This is a genomic window from Pseudomonas sp. Hz4, assembly GCF_054898165.1.
Window position 1 is genome coordinate 5,195,888 of record NZ_CM142719.1, and the last position, 18,537, is coordinate 5,214,424.

Annotated in this window: 19 protein-coding genes; 10 read left to right on the plus strand and 9 right to left on the minus strand. The window is 59.7% G+C overall.

Annotated elements, in window-relative coordinates; all coding sequences use genetic code 11:
- Window positions 1–152: 152 nt before the first annotated feature.
- Window positions 153–569, plus strand: coding sequence for a DUF4124 domain-containing protein (locus ACYZTR_RS23885; RefSeq protein WP_461974354.1), 417 nt, complete (start codon window positions 153–155; stop codon window positions 567–569).
- Window positions 570–587: 18 nt separating this feature from the next.
- On the opposite strand, the gene ACYZTR_RS23890 is transcribed toward ACYZTR_RS23885, so the two are convergent.
- From ACYZTR_RS23890 to mrcB, 3 genes are read right to left on the minus strand one after another with little or no spacing between them, the layout of a single operon-like run.
- Window positions 588–923 (minus strand): YqcC family protein, encoded by a 336-nt coding sequence (locus ACYZTR_RS23890; RefSeq protein ID WP_461974356.1) that lies wholly within the window; start codon window positions 921–923, stop codon window positions 588–590.
- Window positions 923–1,657, minus strand: a complete 735-nt coding sequence (locus ACYZTR_RS23895) for a tetratricopeptide repeat protein (protein ID WP_461974358.1) — start codon at window positions 1,655–1,657, stop codon at window positions 923–925. The genes ACYZTR_RS23890 and ACYZTR_RS23895 overlap by 1 nt, the downstream gene beginning before the upstream one ends.
- A 16-nt stretch (window positions 1,658–1,673) precedes the next feature.
- Window positions 1,674–3,998 (minus strand): penicillin-binding protein 1B, encoded by a 2,325-nt coding sequence (mrcB, locus tag ACYZTR_RS23900; protein WP_461974360.1) that lies wholly within the window; start codon window positions 3,996–3,998, stop codon window positions 1,674–1,676.
- 118 nt (window positions 3,999–4,116) lie between these two features.
- Here mrcB and ACYZTR_RS23905 point away from each other — a divergent pair, with 118 nt between their 5' ends.
- The 4 genes from ACYZTR_RS23905 to ACYZTR_RS23920 all read left to right on the plus strand — a co-directional run bounded on the left by ACYZTR_RS23905 (window position 4,117) and on the right by ACYZTR_RS23920 (window position 7,438).
- Complete coding sequence (locus tag ACYZTR_RS23905) at window positions 4,117–5,673, plus strand: bifunctional aminoglycoside phosphotransferase/ATP-binding protein (RefSeq protein ID WP_461974362.1); 1,557 nt, start codon at window positions 4,117–4,119, stop codon at window positions 5,671–5,673.
- Between the two features lie 91 nt (window positions 5,674–5,764).
- A complete protein-coding gene (locus ACYZTR_RS23910; RefSeq protein ID WP_461974364.1) occupies window positions 5,765–6,109 on the plus strand; it encodes a pentapeptide repeat-containing protein in 345 nt (114 codons plus the stop codon).
- A 240-nt stretch (window positions 6,110–6,349) separates the two neighbouring features.
- A complete protein-coding gene (locus ACYZTR_RS23915; RefSeq protein WP_007971093.1) occupies window positions 6,350–6,622 on the plus strand; it encodes a TfoX/Sxy family protein in 273 nt (90 codons plus the stop codon).
- A 15-nt stretch (window positions 6,623–6,637) separates the two neighbouring features.
- Window positions 6,638–7,438, plus strand: coding sequence for a Crp/Fnr family transcriptional regulator (locus tag ACYZTR_RS23920; protein WP_461974367.1), 801 nt, complete (start codon window positions 6,638–6,640; stop codon window positions 7,436–7,438).
- A gap of 233 nt (window positions 7,439–7,671) precedes the next feature.
- On the opposite strand, the gene ACYZTR_RS23925 is transcribed toward ACYZTR_RS23920, so the two are convergent.
- Genes ACYZTR_RS23925 through ACYZTR_RS23940 form a run of 4 tightly spaced genes read right to left on the minus strand, consistent with a single transcriptional unit; the run spans window position 7,672 to window position 11,219 of the window.
- Window positions 7,672–8,523, minus strand: coding sequence for a ChaN family lipoprotein (locus tag ACYZTR_RS23925; protein ID WP_461974369.1), 852 nt, complete (start codon window positions 8,521–8,523; stop codon window positions 7,672–7,674).
- A 22-nt stretch (window positions 8,524–8,545) separates the two neighbouring features.
- Window positions 8,546–9,313, minus strand: coding sequence for a heme ABC transporter ATP-binding protein (locus ACYZTR_RS23930; protein ID WP_461974371.1), 768 nt, complete (start codon window positions 9,311–9,313; stop codon window positions 8,546–8,548).
- The gene (locus ACYZTR_RS23935; protein ID WP_461979861.1) at window positions 9,313–10,296 is read right to left on the minus strand and encodes a FecCD family ABC transporter permease; all 984 of its coding nucleotides are present in this window, start codon (window positions 10,294–10,296) and stop codon (window positions 9,313–9,315) included. Before ACYZTR_RS23935 ends, ACYZTR_RS23930 begins: the two co-directional genes overlap by 1 nt.
- Before the next feature lie 50 nt (window positions 10,297–10,346).
- The gene (locus ACYZTR_RS23940; protein ID WP_461974373.1) at window positions 10,347–11,219 is read right to left on the minus strand and encodes a heme/hemin ABC transporter substrate-binding protein; all 873 of its coding nucleotides are present in this window, start codon (window positions 11,217–11,219) and stop codon (window positions 10,347–10,349) included.
- Window positions 11,220–11,385: 166 nt separating this feature from the next.
- Here ACYZTR_RS23940 and ACYZTR_RS23945 point away from each other — a divergent pair, with 166 nt between their 5' ends.
- Window positions 11,386–11,703: a Rieske (2Fe-2S) protein gene (locus tag ACYZTR_RS23945; protein WP_461974375.1), complete on the plus strand. Its 318-nt coding sequence runs from the start codon at window positions 11,386–11,388 to the stop codon at window positions 11,701–11,703.
- Here the strand turns inward: ACYZTR_RS23945 and sfsA are convergent.
- Entirely contained in the window at window positions 11,700–12,413 is a 714-nt protein-coding gene (sfsA, locus tag ACYZTR_RS23950; RefSeq protein ID WP_461974377.1) for a DNA/RNA nuclease SfsA, read from the minus strand. The two genes, ACYZTR_RS23945 and sfsA, sit on opposite strands and share 4 nt — an antisense overlap.
- Window positions 12,413–13,585, minus strand: a complete 1,173-nt coding sequence (locus ACYZTR_RS23955) for a pyridoxal phosphate-dependent aminotransferase (RefSeq protein ID WP_461974379.1) — start codon at window positions 13,583–13,585, stop codon at window positions 12,413–12,415. Before ACYZTR_RS23955 ends, sfsA begins: the two co-directional genes overlap by 1 nt.
- A 332-nt stretch (window positions 13,586–13,917) precedes the next feature.
- On the opposite strand from ACYZTR_RS23955, the gene dksA reads away from it, so the two are divergent.
- The 4 genes from dksA to ACYZTR_RS23975 all read left to right on the plus strand — a co-directional run bounded on the left by dksA (window position 13,918) and on the right by ACYZTR_RS23975 (window position 18,524).
- Entirely contained in the window at window positions 13,918–14,358 is a 441-nt protein-coding gene (dksA, locus tag ACYZTR_RS23960; protein ID WP_461974381.1) for an RNA polymerase-binding protein DksA, read from the plus strand.
- Between the two features lie 77 nt (window positions 14,359–14,435).
- Window positions 14,436–15,332 carry a tRNA glutamyl-Q(34) synthetase GluQRS gene (gene gluQRS / locus ACYZTR_RS23965; RefSeq protein WP_461974383.1) on the plus strand — a complete coding sequence of 299 codons (897 nt, stop codon included), beginning with the start codon at window positions 14,436–14,438 and terminating at the stop codon, window positions 15,330–15,332.
- A 77-nt stretch (window positions 15,333–15,409) separates the two neighbouring features.
- Window positions 15,410–15,586, plus strand: coding sequence for a hypothetical protein (locus tag ACYZTR_RS23970; protein WP_003176118.1), 177 nt, complete (start codon window positions 15,410–15,412; stop codon window positions 15,584–15,586).
- Window positions 15,570–18,524 carry a sensor histidine kinase gene (locus ACYZTR_RS23975; RefSeq protein WP_461974385.1) on the plus strand — a complete coding sequence of 985 codons (2,955 nt, stop codon included), beginning with the start codon at window positions 15,570–15,572 and terminating at the stop codon, window positions 18,522–18,524. The genes ACYZTR_RS23970 and ACYZTR_RS23975 overlap by 17 nt, the downstream gene beginning before the upstream one ends.
- The last annotated feature ends 13 nt before the right edge of the window (window positions 18,525–18,537 follow it).

Consider the following 18,537-nt stretch of genomic DNA (forward strand, 5'->3'; position numbering starts at 1 on the left):
CTCTACAGCGGACTTTGGATTCTTCTGTTTCGTCCTCTCCAAGTCAAGTCGTCTATGTGCTTTATTGAACTAAGCACATGAGAAAGCAAGAAAAAACCGCTAAACAGCAACTGTGTTAGCTTCAATTGCGCAACCCATGACAAGGAAAAGGCATGCGAACGATCTTCTTCATGGTCACTCTGCTGATCAGCCCTTTATGCATGGCAGGCCAGATCTACAAATGGGTCGACGCCCAGGGCGTTACCCACTTCGACGCCCAGCCGCCCCAAGGCCGGGAAGCCACCACTGTGGTCACGCCCTCGCCCCCTGCCGGCATCCAGGCCCCACCCCCACGCAGCGGCGCCATTGGCGATCAACAGGCCATCGACAAAAAAGTAAAAAAGCAGGTCACCGATCAGCAGGCTCAGCTGAAGGTGTTCTGCGAACAGGCGCGAACGAACCTGGCTCAACTGCAGAATAATCCGCGAATACGGGAGGATGTCGACGGTGAGATGCGCCGCCTGACCGACCAGCAACGTCAGGAGCGCATCACCGAAGCACAGCAACAGATTGCGGGTAACTGCCAGTAGACGCTGGCAGCTTCCGGCTCAACGGGAGGCGGTAATCAGTCGATCAAACTCTTTGAGCAGCACCTGCAGCTGCCGATCCTTGCCATGGACATTACGGGCGGCGAAGACCATTTCGGCCATCTCCTGAATTCCCGAAGCATTTGGCAAGGGCAGATCCTGCTCGAGGATCACCTTCATCCGCGCAAGGAAGATCCATTGCAGCCACTGCTCGAAATCCAGCGTGTCGACCGAGAAAGGCTCGACGCTGGAAAGCGCTTCAGCGGATGGTGAGACTTCGTCCCACCACCCCTGAACCCGCAGCTCACGCTCGATCAACAGCAACTGCTCGGCAATTTTCGGAAAGCGTGCATCCATCACAGCGAAACCTTGGCCTTCTGACGGGCCAATGCTGCGCCAGCGGAATCACCCTGTTTCTCACGCGCCTGAGCGATCAATCCCCACAGGCTGGCCTGAAGCGCCGGACGACCATTGGCGAAGGTCAGGCCACGCCGAGCAAACTGTTCGGCTTGTGGCGCATCGCCTTGAGCCATGCGCACCTGAGCCAGACGATAAAGCACTTGTGGCTCACGCGGTGCGACACGCTGGGCGCGCTCAAGACTGGAGGACGCACCGTTGAGATCACCGCTCGCCTGTTGCTGCTGAGCGGTAGTCAGCAAGGCCAGAACCGGACCGTCCAATTGCTCGTCGGCAGACAAGCCACCGGCGTTCGCCGAAGGAATCCCGCTCGGCGTCGACGGCATGCTGTAGCTGCCCTGATTGACCGGTGCCGACTGGACCGGCGCGGTATCGATCGGCCCCGGGGTAATTGGGCCTGGCGTGATTGGCGAAGAGCTGATCGGTGCGGACGCCACTGCGCCGCCACCTGGCACCATCACGACGACGCCGGTATCACCTTGTGGAATTGCCTGAGTCTGGGCTTGCGCAGGACGTTTTGTCGTCGTCTGACGGAAACCGCCATTGGCCGACACTCGCTCATTGTTGGAGACAGCGCTGCCAGAATCCACAACAGGAATCGAACCGCGTTGTACGGAGGAGCAACCGCTGAGCAAAGCCACGGCGGTAACCGCTGGAATTAACCACTTGTTCACTTGAAACCCTCTTTGCTTAATTCATCCAGCCTTTGACCCAATCCATCACCGTTTCGCCGGAAACAGGGCTTTCGCCACCGCAAGCGGCACCGGGAGGCGGTTCGCTGCCGCGAATATACGGCATCTGCACGGCACCTGGGCAGTTGGCATCAGAGCCTTGTCCAGTGCGTGAATCAACCCAGGCCTGAACAATGTTATCTGGCTGCGGCATGTCCAGCGGCAACGGATCGGCCTTGCGCATGAAACTGGTCCAGACTTGCAATGCACCGGTAGCACCGGTGAACGGTGTCTTGCCGTTGTCATCGCGACCCAGCCAGACCACTGCCAGCAGGTCCTGACTGAAACCGGCAAACCAGCTGTCTCGCGAATCGTTACTGGTACCGGTCTTGCCGGCCAGCGTCAGGGTTCTCGGCAACACGTTGTAAACCGAACTGCCGGTACCTTCACGCATGACCCGCTGCATGGCGCTCTGGATCAGGTAAATGGAGGCCGGATCGAAGCGCTGCTGAATCTGGAACGGATAACGCTTGAGCGGTTCGCCTTCAGCGGTCAATACGCTACGGATCCCGCGCATCGGCGTATTGAAACCACCGTTGGCCAACGTCTGGTACATGGCCGCCACTTCGATCGGGGTCAGACCGCCAGCGCCCAGCAACATCGACGGGAATGCCGGGAATTCGCGACTCACACCGAGACGTGCCAGGGTCTTCAGGACATTCGGTACACCCACCGCCAACCCGAGACGCGCGGTCGACAGGTTGTAGGAATGCGCCAGGCCCTGATACAGAAATACGGTGCCATGGGATCGGCGGTCGTAGTTCTGCGGTTTCCAGACTTGACCGTCCGCGCCTTTGACAGAGAAGGAGTCGTCCGATAGCCAACTGGTCAAGGTGTACTGGCTCGGTTTCTCCAGGGCTGTCAGATAAACCGCCGGTTTGATCAAGGAGCCGATTGGTCGTACAGCATCCAGCGCACGGTTGAAGCCGGCAAAACCTGCCTGACGACTGCCAATCATGGCCTGCACTTCACCGGTTTCCGGGTTGGTCACGACCATGGCCGCTTCAACCTCATCGGAACCCTTGCGCCCGGACAGGCGCTTGAAGGTGTCGTTGACCGACGCTTCAGCTTTCATCTGCAGGATCGGGTCGAAACTGGTAAAGATCCGCAAACCTTCTTCGGTCAAGTCTTCGTCGCGATAGTCTTCGCGCAGCTGACGTTTAACCAGGTCGAGGAATCCCGGGAACGAGCTGTCCGCCAGGCTGCCGCGCTTGGTCACGCCCAACGGCATCTTCTTCGCGGCTTCGACTTGTTCGGCAGTGGCGACGCCTTGCTCCTGCAACACGTCGAGTACCAGATTGCGCCGCTCAAGGGCACGTTCCGGATAACGGCGTGGGTTGTAGGAAGACGGCCCTTTGACCATGCCCACCAGCAACGCCACTTGATGCAGCTTCAGTTCGGCCAACGGCTGGCTGAAGAAGAACTGACTGGCCAGACCAAAACCGTGCACCGCGCGCTGACCGTCCTGACCGACAAACACTTCATTGAGGTAAGCCTCAAGGATTTCGGGTTTGTCGTAATGCAGCTCAAGCAGCAGCGCCATCATCGCTTCGGTGAGCTTGCGGCTCAGGCTGCGTTCATTGGTCAGGTAGAAGTTTTTGACCAACTGTTGAGTCAGGGTACTACCGCCCTGGCGCATCCGGCCGGACGAACCGTTGACCCAGATCGCCCGAGCGATCGACTTCGGTGAAACGCCAAAGTGGTGATAGAAGTCGCGGTCTTCAACAGCCACCAGAGTCTCGAGCAAGTACGGCGGCACCTGATCGATTTTGATCAGGATCCGGTCTTCAAGGTTTTTCGGGTACAGACCACCGATCAGCAGTGGCTCAAGACGCACGACCGAAAGCTTCGAACCGTTGGTCGCCGAAAGTTCGGCCACGTAGTCGCCAGAGAACCGCACCCGTACCGGCTGCGCTTGCTCCATGCCTTCATAGAACTGAAAGCCACGGGTATTCAGATCGACGGTATTGCCATTGACCGAGGCGGCGCCAGGGCCGTTGGCCGCGCTTTCGCGCCGATAGCCCAAGGCATCGAGCTCGGTTAGAAAGTCGTTCTTACTGAGCTTTTGTCCGACGAACAGCTCGAGCGGGCGCGCATACACTTTCGCCGGGATGGTCCAGCGCTTGCCGGAGAACTTCTCCTGGACGATGGCGTCGAGGTAAACCGCGAACCCGGCGAGCACCACAAGGCCAACCAGACTGAGTTTAAGGGCCCAGCCCAGCCAGGGGCGCAAGCCCTTGGAAGGTGGTTTTTTTGGGGTGCGGGAGGATCGAGTACGAGTCATGGCGGCGGATTATACGCACTTTACTCATACTCAACAGGAGCCCTCCGAGGTTTGCGTCAGACGGACTTACGGCCATAATGGCGGCCGTGAATTTTCCCCAGACTCTGAAGGATCGCTTGTGAGCCAGTCCCTGATCGCTGCCCTGCAAAACCCGGCCCTCTACCCGCATACCGTAGACGGGTTCCAGGTCATCGAAACCCACATCTCCTGGGTAATCCTCACCGGCCCCTTTGCTTATAAAGTGAAGAAACCGGTGAACTTCGGTTTCCTGGATTTCACCAGCCTCGACGCTCGCGAGCATTTTTGCGGCGAAGAGCTGCGTTTGAACCAGCGTCTGACCCAAGATTTGTATCTTGAAGTGTTGCCGATCACCGGCAGCGCCGAAGCCCCACAACTTGCCGGCGAAGGTCCGGTCATCGATTACGCGCTGAAGATGCGTCAATTCCCACAAAGCGGGTTACTCAGCACCCTACAAGCCAATGGCGAATTGACCACCGCACACATCGACGAGATGGCCGCGCAGATCGCCCAATTCCACCTCAGCGCACCGAAAGTGCCTGCCGAACACGAAGCCGGTACGCCGGACAGCGTGATGGCGCCGGTACGCCAGAACTTCGAACAGATCCGCCCATTCCTCAGCGACAAGGCCGATCTGCTGCAACTTGACGCCTTGCAAGCCTGGGCCGAAAGCAGCTTCGAACGCCTCAAGCCGCTGTTCGCCCAGCGCAAGGCCGAAGGCTTCATCCGCGAATGCCACGGTGACATCCACTTGGGCAACGCCACCGAGATCGACGGCGAGGTCGTGATCTTCGACTGCATCGAGTTCAACGAACCGTTCCGCTTCACCGACGTTTACGCGGACACCGGTTTCCTGGCGATGGACCTGGAAGACCGTGGACTGAAGAGTCTGGCGCGTCGCTTCATCAGCCAGTATCTGGAACTGACCGGCGATTACCAGGGCCTTGAGTTGCTGAACTTCTATAAAGCCTACCGCGCACTGGTTCGCGCCAAGGTCAGCCTGTTCAGCATGCCGGCCGAGGCCGACCCGGTGCAGCGCGCCACCACCCTGCGCCAGTACCGCAACTACGCCAACCTGGCGGAAAGCTACAGCACCATTCCTTCGCGCTTCATGGCCATCACCCACGGTGTTTCTGCCGTCGGTAAAAGCCTCGTGGCCATGCGTCTGGTGGAAGCGTTGGGCGCTATTCGCCTACGTTCCGATGTGGAGCGCAAACGTCTGTTCGGCGAGCAAACCGTACCCAATGCCCCCCAGGCCGGCATCTATAGTGCCGACGCCAGCGCCGCCACTTACACCCACCTGCATGAAATTGCCGCGGTGATCCTGCGTGCTGGTTTCCCGGTGGTTGTCGATGCGACTTACCTTAAGCGTGACCAGCGTGACGGCGCAGCGAAAATCGCCGAAGCCACCGGCGCGCCATTCCTGATCCTCGATTGCAATGCGCCGCAGGCGGTTATCGAGAGCTGGCTGGCCCTGCGTCAGGCAGACAAAAAGGATCCGTCCGACGCCAACCTGACCGTTATCGAAGCACAGCAAGCCACGCGTGAAGCCCTGACGCCAGCAGAGATTCTCTGCAGCAAACGCGTTCAGACCAATGAAAGCGGAACCCTCGACACAGTCGTTGCACAGATTCGCCAGCGCTTGCCGGGTCTGTAAGAAACTATTTCAGCCGTGAAGCCTTTGCCGGCTTCACGGCTGCCAAATAGTGGCACTATACTGGCGCCATAAAACCAACAGGTGATGTGACATGAGCCAGCCGAAACTACTCGACACCCCGCTTTTTGCTTTGTTGCACAAAGACGACATCACAGGTTTCAACAACGAGCGCCCCCAAGACGGACCTATCGACATGGTCGGTGGCGATTTCCGGGGTTTGGACCTGCGTGAGCTCAACGCCGACGGTGTCGACTTTACCGATGCCTATTTCCGCTCCGCCGACTTGCGCGGCATCGACTTTCGCAACGCCTCCCTGGAAGGCGCGAGCCTTGCTCACGCACAGATCTCCGGCGCCTACTTCCCGCCAGAGCTGAGTGCTGACGAGATCCTGATGTCTATGAATTTCGGTACACGCCTGCGCTACCGCACCCGCTAAATGCGACCTTTGACTGACACGTTCGGCGCCCCCGCTTTGCGCTGAACGTGGGATTTTTGCCTGGAAACCTGATTCCACCGTCCTCTCTTCCCACCGCGTTTGCGGACTTTCACGTCGCTTGAGACCTTGTCTCTTAGAAGCTTTTGCGTCGAAACCGACCAAACAATCACGCTTTTCCTACTGATGGCTACACTCCTGAGAAGCTCGCCCACGCACCGTTCGGCGTCGCAAGGAGGCTTGATGAATGATGAACTGCAGCACCTGAAGAATCTTGGCAAGACGTCGGCGCAGTGGCTGCATGCCGTGGGCATCCACAGCGCCTCGGACTTGCGTCGCCTGGGGGCGGTGGATGCTTATCGGGCCGTGCGCACACGCGGGTTTCGGGCGTCCAAGGTGTTGTTGTATGCCATCGAAGGTGCCCTGATGGATGTGCACTGGAACGACATTCCCGCCGAGCGCAAGGAAGCCTTGAACAAACAGCTGGAAGCTATCTCGTCACGTCACAAAAACTGAACGGACGCAGCAACCATGTACCTACTTGGAGAACAACCCGCTTACGCCGACGCGTTGATTAACCGACTGCAACATATTCCCGTCCGGCTGCTGGAAGGTCTGATGCCTTGCGGACCGACCCTGGAGTTTTCAACCGTCGAGGATCTGGCAGCCCTGTTACCCGGCAATCAACTGTTTGTGCTGGATAACGGCCTGCTGCATGGATGCATCGACGAGCGGGCACTGTTTTACTTACACGAGGGAGATCTGATCGGCTTGCGCCGGGGCTCGGAACTGCCGCGCTGCCACTTTCGCAGCGACAGCTCACTGGCATTGACGCCTTACCTGCGATCCGAGGTTTTTCAGCATATCTATGCTGACCCGGAGCGTTCTGAGCTGTTCCTTCAATACATGGCCGGTCAGTCCGCCCTGCTGTCCGACGCCGTCGCCCGCCTGAAACAACCCGAGTTTCGAAGCACCAATGGCTTTCAGCGCGTGGCCAGTGGCGAAGTGTTGATCCGTCAGGGCGATGAAGCGGATCAGGTATTCGTCATCATTGATGGTCACGCCGAAGCCTTTGTTGACGGGCATAAAGTCGGCGATGTACCCAAGGACGAGATTTTCGGCGCCATGGCGGTGTTCACCGGCGAGAAGCGTAATGCCAGCGTGATCACCAGCGAACCGAGCACCGTCATGCTGATCCCCAAGGACCAGTTTCTCAGTCTGACCCAAAGCAACCCGAAGATCGCCCACAGCCTGATCGAGAGCATGGCCCGACGCATCGACCTGCTGAACAAGCAGATCACTCAGCTGAGTTCACTCAACCGCACAAGCTGAAACCCAATGATTACGGACGTTTCCCGCCCGTGGGCAGCGTAATCCAAATAAGTGAGGAATCAGCGGTTGACTTGGTAATGAGAATCGCTATGATTACCACAACTGGTCGCGAGACTGGTCGATATTTGAAAAGCCCTTGGTTCGGACTCTCAGATATCTCCTCATCAGGCTAATCACGGTTATTTGACCCGGCTCTTGCCGGGTCTTTTTTTGCCTGGAGAAAAGTCGTTCGATCACTTGCCAAATTGCTTACGCATTTGCGCGCAGTAATCCCGGGGCGGTGTGGCTGGCGTGTACCAGACGTAATCAGCCATGGCCGGGGTGACCTCGCGACCCTGCTCCGCCAGCATCAACACTGCAGGCGCCTGGGGTTCTCCCAGATCAAGCACATGAATCGGCACGCCGACATCCTTGCGCGCATGGTAACCGCCGGCAAACAGCAGTGAAGGCGTAGGCGCCGCCAGCAGGCGCTCGGCCATCCGTCGATCACGTTGCTGTTGGACCGCCAGCATCGCCGGCATTTGCGATTCAGGCAGCAGGCCACAGTGGGAGTCGCTGATTTGCTCCAGCAACTCGCCCTTGACTGAAGCAGCGTTGGAGCGCGTTCCGCTCAATGTCGGCGGATTGACGTAAAAGGTACGGACTTCAAGCGTGTCCAGATTGGCTGCCAGCAGCGGGTATGACTGGGCCAGTGCGAAACGAACGACCGGCCCGTACACACTCCAGTCCCAGCCAGACTGCCAGGCCAATGCACCGGGCAAATCCGCCGGTGGCGGCGAGGCGCGACGAACGTCGTCGACGCGCAGCTGTTGATCCGGCGTGAGCATTTCCAGCAACAGACTGCCTTGAGCTCGCCGCTCACCCAGCGACTGCAATAACCACAATTGCAGTTGATGGTGATCGCGATTGTCATGCTGCTCACCCACGATCAGCCGTGATGGCTTCTCCAACCGCGCAATCAGCTCCTGAGCCGTCAAGGCCTGGCCGCTGCGCAAATCCCGAATCCCGCCGACAACCGGCGGCGGAGTCGAAACATGCTGGCAGGCACTCAGCATCAGCAAAGCCAGCATCAAAAATCCACGCATGTGTTCACCCCCATAAAAACGCTCAGCGGGCGATGATCAGCGGATGCCCACGCTCCGGGTGCTGCTGCACCAGCACTTCCAGCCCGAACACTGCCTTGAGTGGTTCCGGGCGCAACACCTGCTCCGGGACATCGAGCGCCACCGGGCGTCCACTTTCGAGCAGTAACAGGCGATCACAATAGCGCGCCGCCAGGTTCAGATCATGCAGGATCACCAGCACCGCCGCGCCGCGATTGGCGAACTCGCGCACGGCTTGCAAAGTGGTGTGCTGATGAAGCGGATCGAGCATTGATGTGGGCTCATCGAGTAACAACGTTTGCCCTGCTCCGCCCGGCCAGAGCTGCGCCAAAACCCGAGCCAGATGCACCCGTTGACGTTCGCCACCGGACAAGGCCAGATAGCTACGGCCACTCAAATGCCCGGCATCGGCAGCGTGCAACGCGGCGGCGACGATCTCGTCATCGCGGACCCGGCCGCTTTGATGGGGCAAGCGGCCCATGCCGACCACTTCTTCGACACGAAAGGCGAAATCCAGGGTCGACACCTGCGGCAATACCGCCAAACGCTGCGCTCGCGCCGTCCCGGTCCAATCGCTCAACTCGCGCTCGTCGAGCCAGACGCTGCCGTGATCAGCCTTCAATTCACCGCACAAGGCGCCGAGCAAGGTGCTTTTACCGGCACCGTTAGGTCCCAGCACACCGAGGACTTCGCCCGGTTTGAGCTCAAGCGTGATGTCTGTCAGGACAATCTTTCGATCCCGACGGATTTGCAGATTTTGCGTTCGCAACATCAGGCACGCCCTCGGAGCAACAAATACAGAAAGAACGGCGCACCGATAAAAGCCGTGACGATCCCGATTGGCAATTCGGCCGGCGCCAGGGCCAGTCGCGCCACCAGATCGGCAAACAACAACAGACTGGCACCCGCCAAGACTGACGCTGGCAACAGAACCCGATGATCGGGACCGGCCAATAGTCGCACCAGATGTGGCACCACCAGACCGACAAACCCGATCATCCCCGCGGCGGCCACCGCCGCACCGACACCCAGCGCCGTACAGAACACCAGTTCACGCTTGAGCCTTTCGACGTCGATGCCCAAGTGACCGGCCTCCGACTCACCCAGCAACAACGCATTCAAGGCCTTGGCCCGGCGCGGCAGCCACAGTGCCACGCCGGCACTGATCAGCAGCAACGGCCAGAGGCGCGAATAGCTGGCGCCATTGAGGCTGCCCAGGTTCCAGAACGTTAGGGTGCGCAACGTCGCGTCATCCGCCAGATAGGTGAACAGCCCCACGGCGGAGCCGGCCAGCGCAGTCAACGCAATACCGGCCAGCAACATGGTCGCGACGTTGGTCTGCCCGTTGCGCCGGCCCAGTCGATACACCAGCGCCGTCACGCCGAGCCCGCCGAGAAACGCACACAGCGATAACAGATAAGGCCCGAAGACTTCAGGCAGACCGCCGAACACAGAACCACCGACGATCGCAATGGCCGCGCCCAATGCCGCCCCGCTGGAGACACCGACCAGCCCCGGATCGGCCAGGGGATTACGAAACAGCCCCTGCATCGCCACGCCGGACAGTGCCAACACACCCCCCACGGCCAAGCCCAACAGGGTTCGCGGCAAGCGAATCTGCCCGAGGATCAGCTCGGCCTGTTCCAGTCCGTCGGGCGCGATCGGTACTCCCACCAGCCGCAGGGCTGCACGCAAGGTGTCGAGCAACGGCAAGCTCACTGGCCCAAGCGCCAACGACAGCCAGATGGCCAACAAACACAGCAGGATCAGACCAATGAATAAAGCGCGGGGTTTAACCAGAATGGTCATTGGCCGGCAGTACCGGGGTAAAAAGCGTCAGACAGTTTTTTCAGCGCATCGGGTAGCCGCGGCCCCAAGCCCCCGACCAACAACGTCGGATCAAGCTCCATGACTCGCCCGTCCTTGGCTGCGCGGGTCGAGGACAGCATCGGGTTCTCCTTGAACAACGCCGCACGTGCCGCATCACCGGTCAGTGCACGATCGGCAAACACCAGCACCTCAGGGTCCAGACTGACCAGGGATTCGACAGAAAAAGGTTTGTAGCCGGTATGCGTGGCCAGATTGTGCCCACCGGCCTGTTGCAGCAACCAATCGGCGGCGGTGTCCTTGCCGGCGATGAGCGGTTTGCCCCCCGCGTTGCCAACCAACAACAGCACACCCGGCGACTTTTGCTTCAACTGTGCCCGCGTGACCCGGACCTGTTGCTGATCAAGTTGCTGTTGATACCTCTGAAACAATTGTGAGGCCTGATCTTCAGCGCCGAGCAACGTGCCCAGGTGCTGCAAATTGCCCTGCAAGGTCGGCAGATCCGGCTGCGCCGAGAACAGTTCGATTTGCACACCCGCGCTGCGAATCTGCGAAAGCACCGGTGGCGGCCCCATTTCCTCGGTGCCGACCAGAATCTGCGGGCGTAAGCTCAAGATGCCCTCCGCCGACAACTGCCGCTGATACCCGATGCTCGGCAATGCCTTGAGCGATTCCGGGTGCTGACTGGTGGTATCGACACCGATCAGTTTCGATTCACCACCCAGTGCGCTGATCCACTCCGACAAAGCACCACCGGCACTGACCCAACGTTGTGGCAACTCGGCCGCTACGGCATGGTGGCTGACGAGGAGTCCGACACAGAGCGCAGCAACGCGGGTACTCAGGCGCATAAACGGCTTCCTTTAAGGGTTTTCCCGGGCATCGAGATGACAGGCCAAGTATCCTCGGCCTCTGGCACCTGAACCCGACAGGCAAGGCGGCCATTTGATAATTGTTTGCATTTGAACGTCAAGCTCGGACATATCCAGTCACGAGCCGCCGGACTTGAGGATAGACATGAAGTTTCTTTGTGCAGGCGTTGAACTGGCCGATGCCAGCAGTCGCGGTTTCGACATCGACGGCCAGAAGCTCTTCGCCGTGCGCCGTGGCGGTCAGGCTTACGTCTACATCAATCGCTGCCCGCACCGTGGCGTCGGACTGGAATGGAAGCCCGACCAGTTTCTCGACCCCAGCAACAGCCTGATCCAGTGCGCGACCCACGGCGCACTGTTTCTGATCGAAGACGGGGAATGCGTCGCCGGCCCTTGCGCCGGGCAGTCCCTGACCACCGTCGTTTGCCGCGAAGACGAACAAGGAATCTGGGTCAGTCTTTAGCCGTTCAGCAACACCTCCAGACGCCGATCGACCACCATCTCTTCGTGGGTCAAGTGCACGCCATAGGCCAGCACCTCGACCCCGCACGACACCGCCTCACGCAAGGCTGCGGCGTAGGCCGAATCGATTTCTTCTGCAGGACGCACGGCGTCGATGCCGGTGAGATTGACGCAATACAACTGCACCGCACGAATTCCGTCCCGAGCCAAATGCGCCAATTCGCGCAAATGCTTGGCCCCACGCAGGGTCACAGCATCGGGAAAGGCCGCCACTGAAGAACCCTCGAAGCCCAGAGTAACGCTTTTGACTTCCACATAAGCCGGCCCGGTCGGGTAATCGAGACGAAAATCGATGCGGCTGCTTTCCTGACCGTAGGCCACTTCACGCTTCAGCTCGGTAAAGCCGTTCAGTTCGGTGATGACGCTGGCTCGCAGCGCTTCTTCGATTAAACCGTTGGCCCGCCCGGTGTTCACGCAAAACAAGCGTCCCTGCGGCGTTTCGCCGATTTCCCAGGTGCCGGGCAACTTGCGCTTAGGGTCATTGGAACGGCTGAACCAGACCGGCCCGCCTTCGACTTGGCAATTGAGCATCGAGCCGGTGTTCGGGCAGTGAATGGTCAGCAATTCGCCGCTAACGGTTTCGATATCGGCAAGAAAACGCTTGTAGCGACGAATCAAACGGCCTTCTTCGAGGGGAGGATGAAAACGCATCAGCCTTGCCAGCTCTTCAAGCCGCGAGCAATCCTCTCGACCGCTTCCTGCAAGCGCGGCAGGCTTTGGGTGTAGGCAAACCGCACGTGATGCCCAGCCTGATAACGGCCAAAGTCCAGACCGGGGGTAATCGCCACATGCTCGGTTTCGAGGAAATGCCGACAGAACGCGAAGGCATCGCCGCCGAACTTGCTGATATCGGCGTACAAGTAGAAAGCCCCTTCGGGTTCCACAGCGATAACGAAGCCAAGCTCCCGTAGAGCTGGCAGGAGGAAATCACGACGACGACCGAATTCGGCGCGACGCTCTTCGAGTATGGCAATGGTCGAGGGTTCGAAGCACGCCAACGCGGCGTGTTGGGCCATGCTCGGGGCGCTGATGTAGAGGTTCTGGGCAAGTTTTTCCAGCTCACCGACCGCCGCTTCCGGCGCCACCAGCCAACCCAGGCGCCAGCCGGTCATGCCGAAATACTTTGAAAAACTATTCAGCACAAAGGCGCTGTCATCGACTTCCAGCACGCTGGCCGCATCAGTGCCATAAGTCAGACCGTGATAGATCTCGTCCACCACCAGATGACCGTGACGCGCCTTGATCGCGGCAGACAGTCCTGCCAATTCATCGCGGGTCAGGATCGTCCCGGTCGGGTTCGCCGGCGATGCCACCAACGCCCCGACGCTATCCTGATCCCAATGGCGGGCCACTAGATCCGGCGTCAGCTGATAGCGTACGTCCGGACCAACAGGGACAAGCTGCGCCGCGCCTTCCACCAGCCGCAGGAAATGCCGGTTGCACGGGTAACCCGGGTCCGCCAGCAGCCAGTGTTTGCCCGGATCCACCAGCAAAGCGCTGGCCAGCAGCAACGCGCCAGAACCGCCGGGCGTAATGAGAATTCGCTGCGGATCGATGATCAAACCATAACGCTGCTGATAAAAGCCCGAAATGGCCTCACGCAATTCGGGGATACCCCGAGCGGCGGTGTAACGGGTCTTCCCCGCCGTCAATGCGGCCTGGCCGGCCTGAATGATCGGATCGGCGGTGGTGAAGTCCGGCTCGCCGATTTCCAGGTGGATCACGTCGTGGCCAGCCGCTTGCAGTTCATTGGCCCGCGCCAGCAGCGCCATGACATGGAACGGTTCGATCGCGCGACTGCGGGCACTGTAGGGCTGAGCCATTAGCCTTCCTTAACGGGGAAAAAAATTGATTCTACCCATGCGCAGGAACGAGCGAGAACCTAAAGCGGTCAGACGCGTTATAACCCTGGCCACAAACGACTCAAGCGTGTGCCCCAGCTTTGACTAAAATCAATATTTGATCAGGTCTCCAGCACCGCCAGACAAGGCTTGGCAATCATTTGCAAGCACAGTGGGCCACTACCTCGACATCTGGGAGTAGCGCGGTCCGATTTGATCTGGTAAGTTCGCCCGCTTGCAGCCGCAGGGCCGGCAGGTGTCGGTGATGGAGCAATCCTGCGCAATGGATTACAAGAGTAGAGGCGGTCCATTTCATGCCCACCCAAGCAAAGCAGCAAAACCAGTCGATCAGCGGCTTCGAACCCTACCAGGCAGTAAAGGGCGAGGAGTACATGGGCAAACCCATGCGTGGTCACTTCACCAAGATCCTGAATAAGTGGAAACAGGACTTGATGCAGGAGGTCGACCGTACGGTTGATCACATGAAAGACGAAGCGGCCAACTTCCCGGACCCGGCAGACCGTGCCAGCCAGGAAGAAGAATTCAGCCTTGAGCTGCGTGCCCGCGACCGCGAGCGCAAGTTGATCAAGAAGATCGACAAGACGCTGCAACTGATCGAAGACGAAGAATATGGCTGGTGCGAGTCCTGCGGCGTCGAAATTGGCGTCAAGCGACTGGAAGCCCGCCCTACCGCCGACATGTGCGTTGACTGCAAGACACTGGCGGAAATCAAGGAAAAGCAAGTCGGTAAGTAATGTCGACTTGAACGAAAAACGGAGCGTGCGAACGCTCCGTTTTTGTTTCTGATGTTTTTTGACTTGAAATAGCCGCCATGACCGCCATCGCTTCCCCCACCTACATCGGGCGCTTCGCCCCCACGCCCAGTGGACATCTGCATTTCGGTTCGCTGGTCGCAGCGCTGGCCTCGTACCTCGACGCACGCTCGGTGGGGGGCCGCTGGCTGATGCGCATGGAGGATCTCGATCCGCCACGGGAAGAACCCGGTGCTCAAGCGGCAATCCTTAACGCCCTGGAAAGCTACGGCTTCGAGTGGGATGGCGATTGGGTCCGACAGAGCGACCGGCACGATGCCTACGCCGAAGTGCTCAATCGCCTGTTCAATCACGGTCTGGCCTACGCGTGCACCTGCTCGCGCAAACAATTGGCGCCGTATCACGGGATTTATCCGGGCCTGTGCCGCAATGCCGGGTATGGCACTGAAGATGCCGCGATTCGCCTGCGCGTCCCCGAGCTTGAATACCACTTCATCGACCGGGTGCAAGGCGAATACCGCCAACACCTGGGCCGGGAGGTCGGCGATTTCGTGATCCGCCGCCGCGACGGGCTCTACGCCTATCAACTGGCGGTGGTGCTGGACGATGCCTGGCAAGGCATCACCGACATTGTTCGTGGCGCCGACCTGCTCGACTCCACACCGCGCCAGCTCTACCTGCAGGAACTACTCGGCCTGCCACAACCGCGCTACCTGCATATCCCGCTGATTACCCAGCCCGATGGCAACAAGCTCGGTAAGTCCTACCGTTCGCCGCCGTTGACCGTAGCTCAGGCGACCCCCTTGCTGCTGCGTGCATTGCGCGCGCTGGGGCAGAACCCCGGTGCCGAGCTGGCTTACGCCACACCACGGGAAGTACTGAACTGGGGGATTGCCCACTGGGATGCATTGTTGATCCCGCGCACACTCAACCTGCCCGAAGCGCAACTGCAGTGATCACACTTGCAGTGGCGCGCCCATCCGTTACCATCGCCGCACGTTTTCGGGCACGCACATAAAAAAGAGAGGCCGAGATGTACATCTATCGCTTGGTCCTGCTCCTGGTAGTGGGGATTTATCTGTTCTCCCCGGCCATCATGGATTGGTGGATCGACGCCACTGGCGCCTGGTATCGCCCTTATCTGCTCTGGCTGATTCTGATCGTCGTGACCTTCATCCTGCAGAGCCAAAAAGATGCCGATGAGCTTTAGCCTGACCCAGATGATCCTGATCAGCGCCGCGTACCTGGCGGTGCTGTTCGGCGTAGCCTGGGTCAGCGAACGGGGCATGATCCCCCGGGCGATCATTCGCCACCCGCTGACGTACACCCTGTCGCTGGGGGTTTATGCCAGTGCCTGGGCGTTTTACGGCACGGTGGGCCTGGCCTATCAATACGGCTACGGCTTTTTGTCCAGTTACCTCGGGGTGTCCGGTGCGTTCCTGCTGGCGCCGGTGCTTTTGTATCCGATCCTGAAAATCACCCGCACGTATCAGCTGTCGTCGCTGGCCGATCTGTTCGCCTTCCGCTTTCGCAGCACCTGGGCCGGTGCACTGACCACGATCTTCATGCTGATCGGCGTGCTGCCGCTGCTGGCCTTGCAAATTCAGGCGGTTGCCGACTCCATCGGCATCCTCACCCGTGAGCCGGTGCAGCATCGCGTGGCGCTGAGCTTCTGCGCACTGATTACGCTGTTCACGATTTTTTTCGGCTCCCGCCACATTGCCACCCGCGAGAAACACGAAGGCCTGGTGTTCGCGATTGCTTTCGAGTCGGTGATCAAATTGATCGCCATTGGCGGCGTCGGCCTCTATGCCCTTTATGGCGTGTTCGACGGCCCGCAACAGCTGGAATTGTGGCTGCTGCAAAACCAGACCGCCCTCGCCGCCCTGCACACACCGTTGCAAGAAGGTCCTTGGCGTACGTTGCTGCTGGTGTTCTTCGCATCGGCGATCGTGATGCCGCACATGTACCACATGACGTTTACCGAAAACCTCAACCCGCGCTCACTGGTCAGTGCGAGCTGGGGCTTGCCGCTGTTCCTGCTGCTGATGAGCCTGGCGGTACCGCTGATTCTCTGGGCCGGACTGAAACTTGGCGCCACCACCAACCCTGAATACTTCACGCTAGGCATCGGCATCGCGGCCAACAGCAAGGCCCTGGCGCTATTGGCCTATATCGGTGGATTGTCGGCGGCCAGCGGGTTGATCATTGTCACCACCCTGGCACTGTCCGGGATGGCGCTGAACCACCTGGTGCTGCCGCTCTATCAGCCGCCGGCCGAAGGCAACATCTATCGCTGGTTGAAGTGGACCCGTCGGGCGCTGATCGTTGCGATCATCATGGCCGGTTACGGCTTCTACCTGCTGCTGGGTGCGGAACAGGATCTGGCGAATCTGGGCATTGTCGCCTTCGTCGCCACCCTGCAATTTTTGCCGGGCGTGCTCTCGGTACTGTATTGGCCGGCCGCCAACCGCCGCGGCTTCATCGCCGGTTTGCTCGCGGGGATTCTGGTGTGGCTGGTGACCATGCTGCTGCCGCTGGTGGGCAATCTGCAAGGGTTCTACATTCCGCTGTTGAACATGATCTACGTGCTGGACGACACCAGTTGGCACATGGCGGCGATTGCCTCTCTGGCCGCCAACGTACTGATGTTCACCCTGATCTCGCTGTTCACCAACGCCAGCAGCGAAGAGGCCAGCGCGGCGGAAGCCTGCGCCGTGGACAACGTGCGCCGGCCGCAACGCCGCGAACTGCACGCCGCCTCACCCCAGGAGTTCGCTACGCAGCTTGCAAAACCATTGGGCGCGAAAGCAGCACAGAAAGAAGTCGAACAGGCCCTGCGCGACCTCTATCTGCCGTTCGATGAGCGCCGGCCTTACGCCTTGCGCCGATTGCGCGACCGCATCGAAGCCAACCTTTCCGGCCTGATGGGGCCGAGCGTGGCTCAGGACATGGTCGAGACCTTCTTGCCTTATAAGGCCGGTGGCGAAAACTACGTCACCGAAGACATCCACTTCATCGAAAGTCGCCTCGAGGACTACCACTCGCGCCTGACCGGGCTTGCCGCCGAACTCGATGCCCTGCGCCGCTATCACCGCCAGACCTTGCAGGAATTGCCGATGGGCGTTTGCTCGCTGGCCAAGGATCAGGAAATCCTCATGTGGAACAAAGCCATGGAGGAGCTGACCGGGATCGCCGCGCAGCGTGTGGTCGGTTCGCGCTTGAGCACCATCGCCGATCCGTGGAAAGAGCTGCTGCAAGGGTTCATCAATCTGCCGGATGAACATTTGCACAAACAGCACCTGGCCCTCGACGGCCAGACCCGCTGGTTGAACCTGCACAAAGCGGCGATCGATGAACCGCTCGCACCGGGTAACAGCGGCTTGGTGTTGCTGGTAGAAGACCTGACCGAAACCCAGATGCTCGAAGACAAACTGGTGCATTCCGAGCGTTTGGCCAGTATCGGCCGACTGGCCGCCGGCGTGGCCCATGAAATCGGCAACCCGATCACCGGCATCGCCTGCCTGGCGCAGAACCTTCGCGAAGAGCGCGAAGAAGACAGCGAACTGAAGGAAATCAGCGGGCAGATCCTGGAGCAGACCAAACGCGTGTCGCGTATCGTTCAGTCGCTGATGAGCTTCGCCCACGCTGGCAGTCATCAGCACAGCGACGAGCCCGTCTGTCTGGCGGAAGTGGCCCAGGATGCGATAGGCCTGCTGGCGCTGAACCGACGTAATTTCGAGGTGCAGTTCTACAACCTGTGCGACCCCGATCACTGGGTCGAAGGCGACCCGCAGCGCCTCGCGCAAGTACTGATCAACCTGCTCTCAAACGCCCGCGATGCCTCGCCTCCCGGCAGTGCGGTGCGCGTCAAAAGCGAAGCCGGCGAGCACACGGTCGACTTGATCGTGGAAGACGAAGGCAGCGGTATTCCGAAGAACATCATGGATAGATTGTTCGAACCTTTCTTCACCACCAAGGACCCTGGCGAAGGCACCGGTCTGGGCCTTGCACTGGTCTATTCCATCGTTGAAGAGCATTATGGACAAATCACCATCGACAGCCCGGCTGATGTTCAAAGCCAACGCGGCACCCGTATCCGGGTGACCTTGCCGCGTCATGTCGAAGCGACGTCCGCTGTGAACTGAGACCGTCGAGAGT

Excerpts from the sequence above, each read along its gene's own strand:
- ACYZTR_RS23885 (WP_461974354.1), top strand. The coding sequence starts at position 153 with ATGCGAACGATCTTCTTCATGGTCACTCTGCTGATCAGCCCTTTATGC.
- ACYZTR_RS23890 (WP_461974356.1), bottom strand. The coding sequence starts at position 923 with ATGGATGCACGCTTTCCGAAAATTGCCGAGCAGTTGCTGTTGATCGAG.
- mrcB (WP_461974360.1), bottom strand. The coding sequence starts at position 3,998 with ATGACTCGTACTCGATCCTCCCGCACCCCAAAAAAACCACCTTCCAAG.
- ACYZTR_RS23910 (WP_461974364.1), top strand. The coding sequence starts at position 5,765 with ATGAGCCAGCCGAAACTACTCGACACCCCGCTTTTTGCTTTGTTGCAC.
- ACYZTR_RS23915 (WP_007971093.1), top strand. The coding sequence starts at position 6,350 with ATGAATGATGAACTGCAGCACCTGAAGAATCTTGGCAAGACGTCGGCG.
- ACYZTR_RS23920 (WP_461974367.1), top strand. The coding sequence starts at position 6,638 with ATGTACCTACTTGGAGAACAACCCGCTTACGCCGACGCGTTGATTAAC.
- ACYZTR_RS23925 (WP_461974369.1), bottom strand. The coding sequence starts at position 8,523 with ATGCGTGGATTTTTGATGCTGGCTTTGCTGATGCTGAGTGCCTGCCAG.
- ACYZTR_RS23930 (WP_461974371.1), bottom strand. The coding sequence starts at position 9,313 with ATGTTGCGAACGCAAAATCTGCAAATCCGTCGGGATCGAAAGATTGTC.
- ACYZTR_RS23940 (WP_461974373.1), bottom strand. The coding sequence starts at position 11,219 with ATGCGCCTGAGTACCCGCGTTGCTGCGCTCTGTGTCGGACTCCTCGTC.
- ACYZTR_RS23945 (WP_461974375.1), top strand. The coding sequence starts at position 11,386 with ATGAAGTTTCTTTGTGCAGGCGTTGAACTGGCCGATGCCAGCAGTCGC.
- sfsA (WP_461974377.1), bottom strand. The coding sequence starts at position 12,413 with ATGCGTTTTCATCCTCCCCTCGAAGAAGGCCGTTTGATTCGTCGCTAC.
- ACYZTR_RS23955 (WP_461974379.1), bottom strand. The coding sequence starts at position 13,585 with ATGGCTCAGCCCTACAGTGCCCGCAGTCGCGCGATCGAACCGTTCCAT.
- dksA (WP_461974381.1), top strand. The coding sequence starts at position 13,918 with ATGCCCACCCAAGCAAAGCAGCAAAACCAGTCGATCAGCGGCTTCGAA.
- gluQRS (WP_461974383.1), top strand. The coding sequence starts at position 14,436 with ATGACCGCCATCGCTTCCCCCACCTACATCGGGCGCTTCGCCCCCACG.
- ACYZTR_RS23970 (WP_003176118.1), top strand. The coding sequence starts at position 15,410 with ATGTACATCTATCGCTTGGTCCTGCTCCTGGTAGTGGGGATTTATCTG.
- ACYZTR_RS23975 (WP_461974385.1), top strand. The coding sequence starts at position 15,570 with ATGCCGATGAGCTTTAGCCTGACCCAGATGATCCTGATCAGCGCCGCG.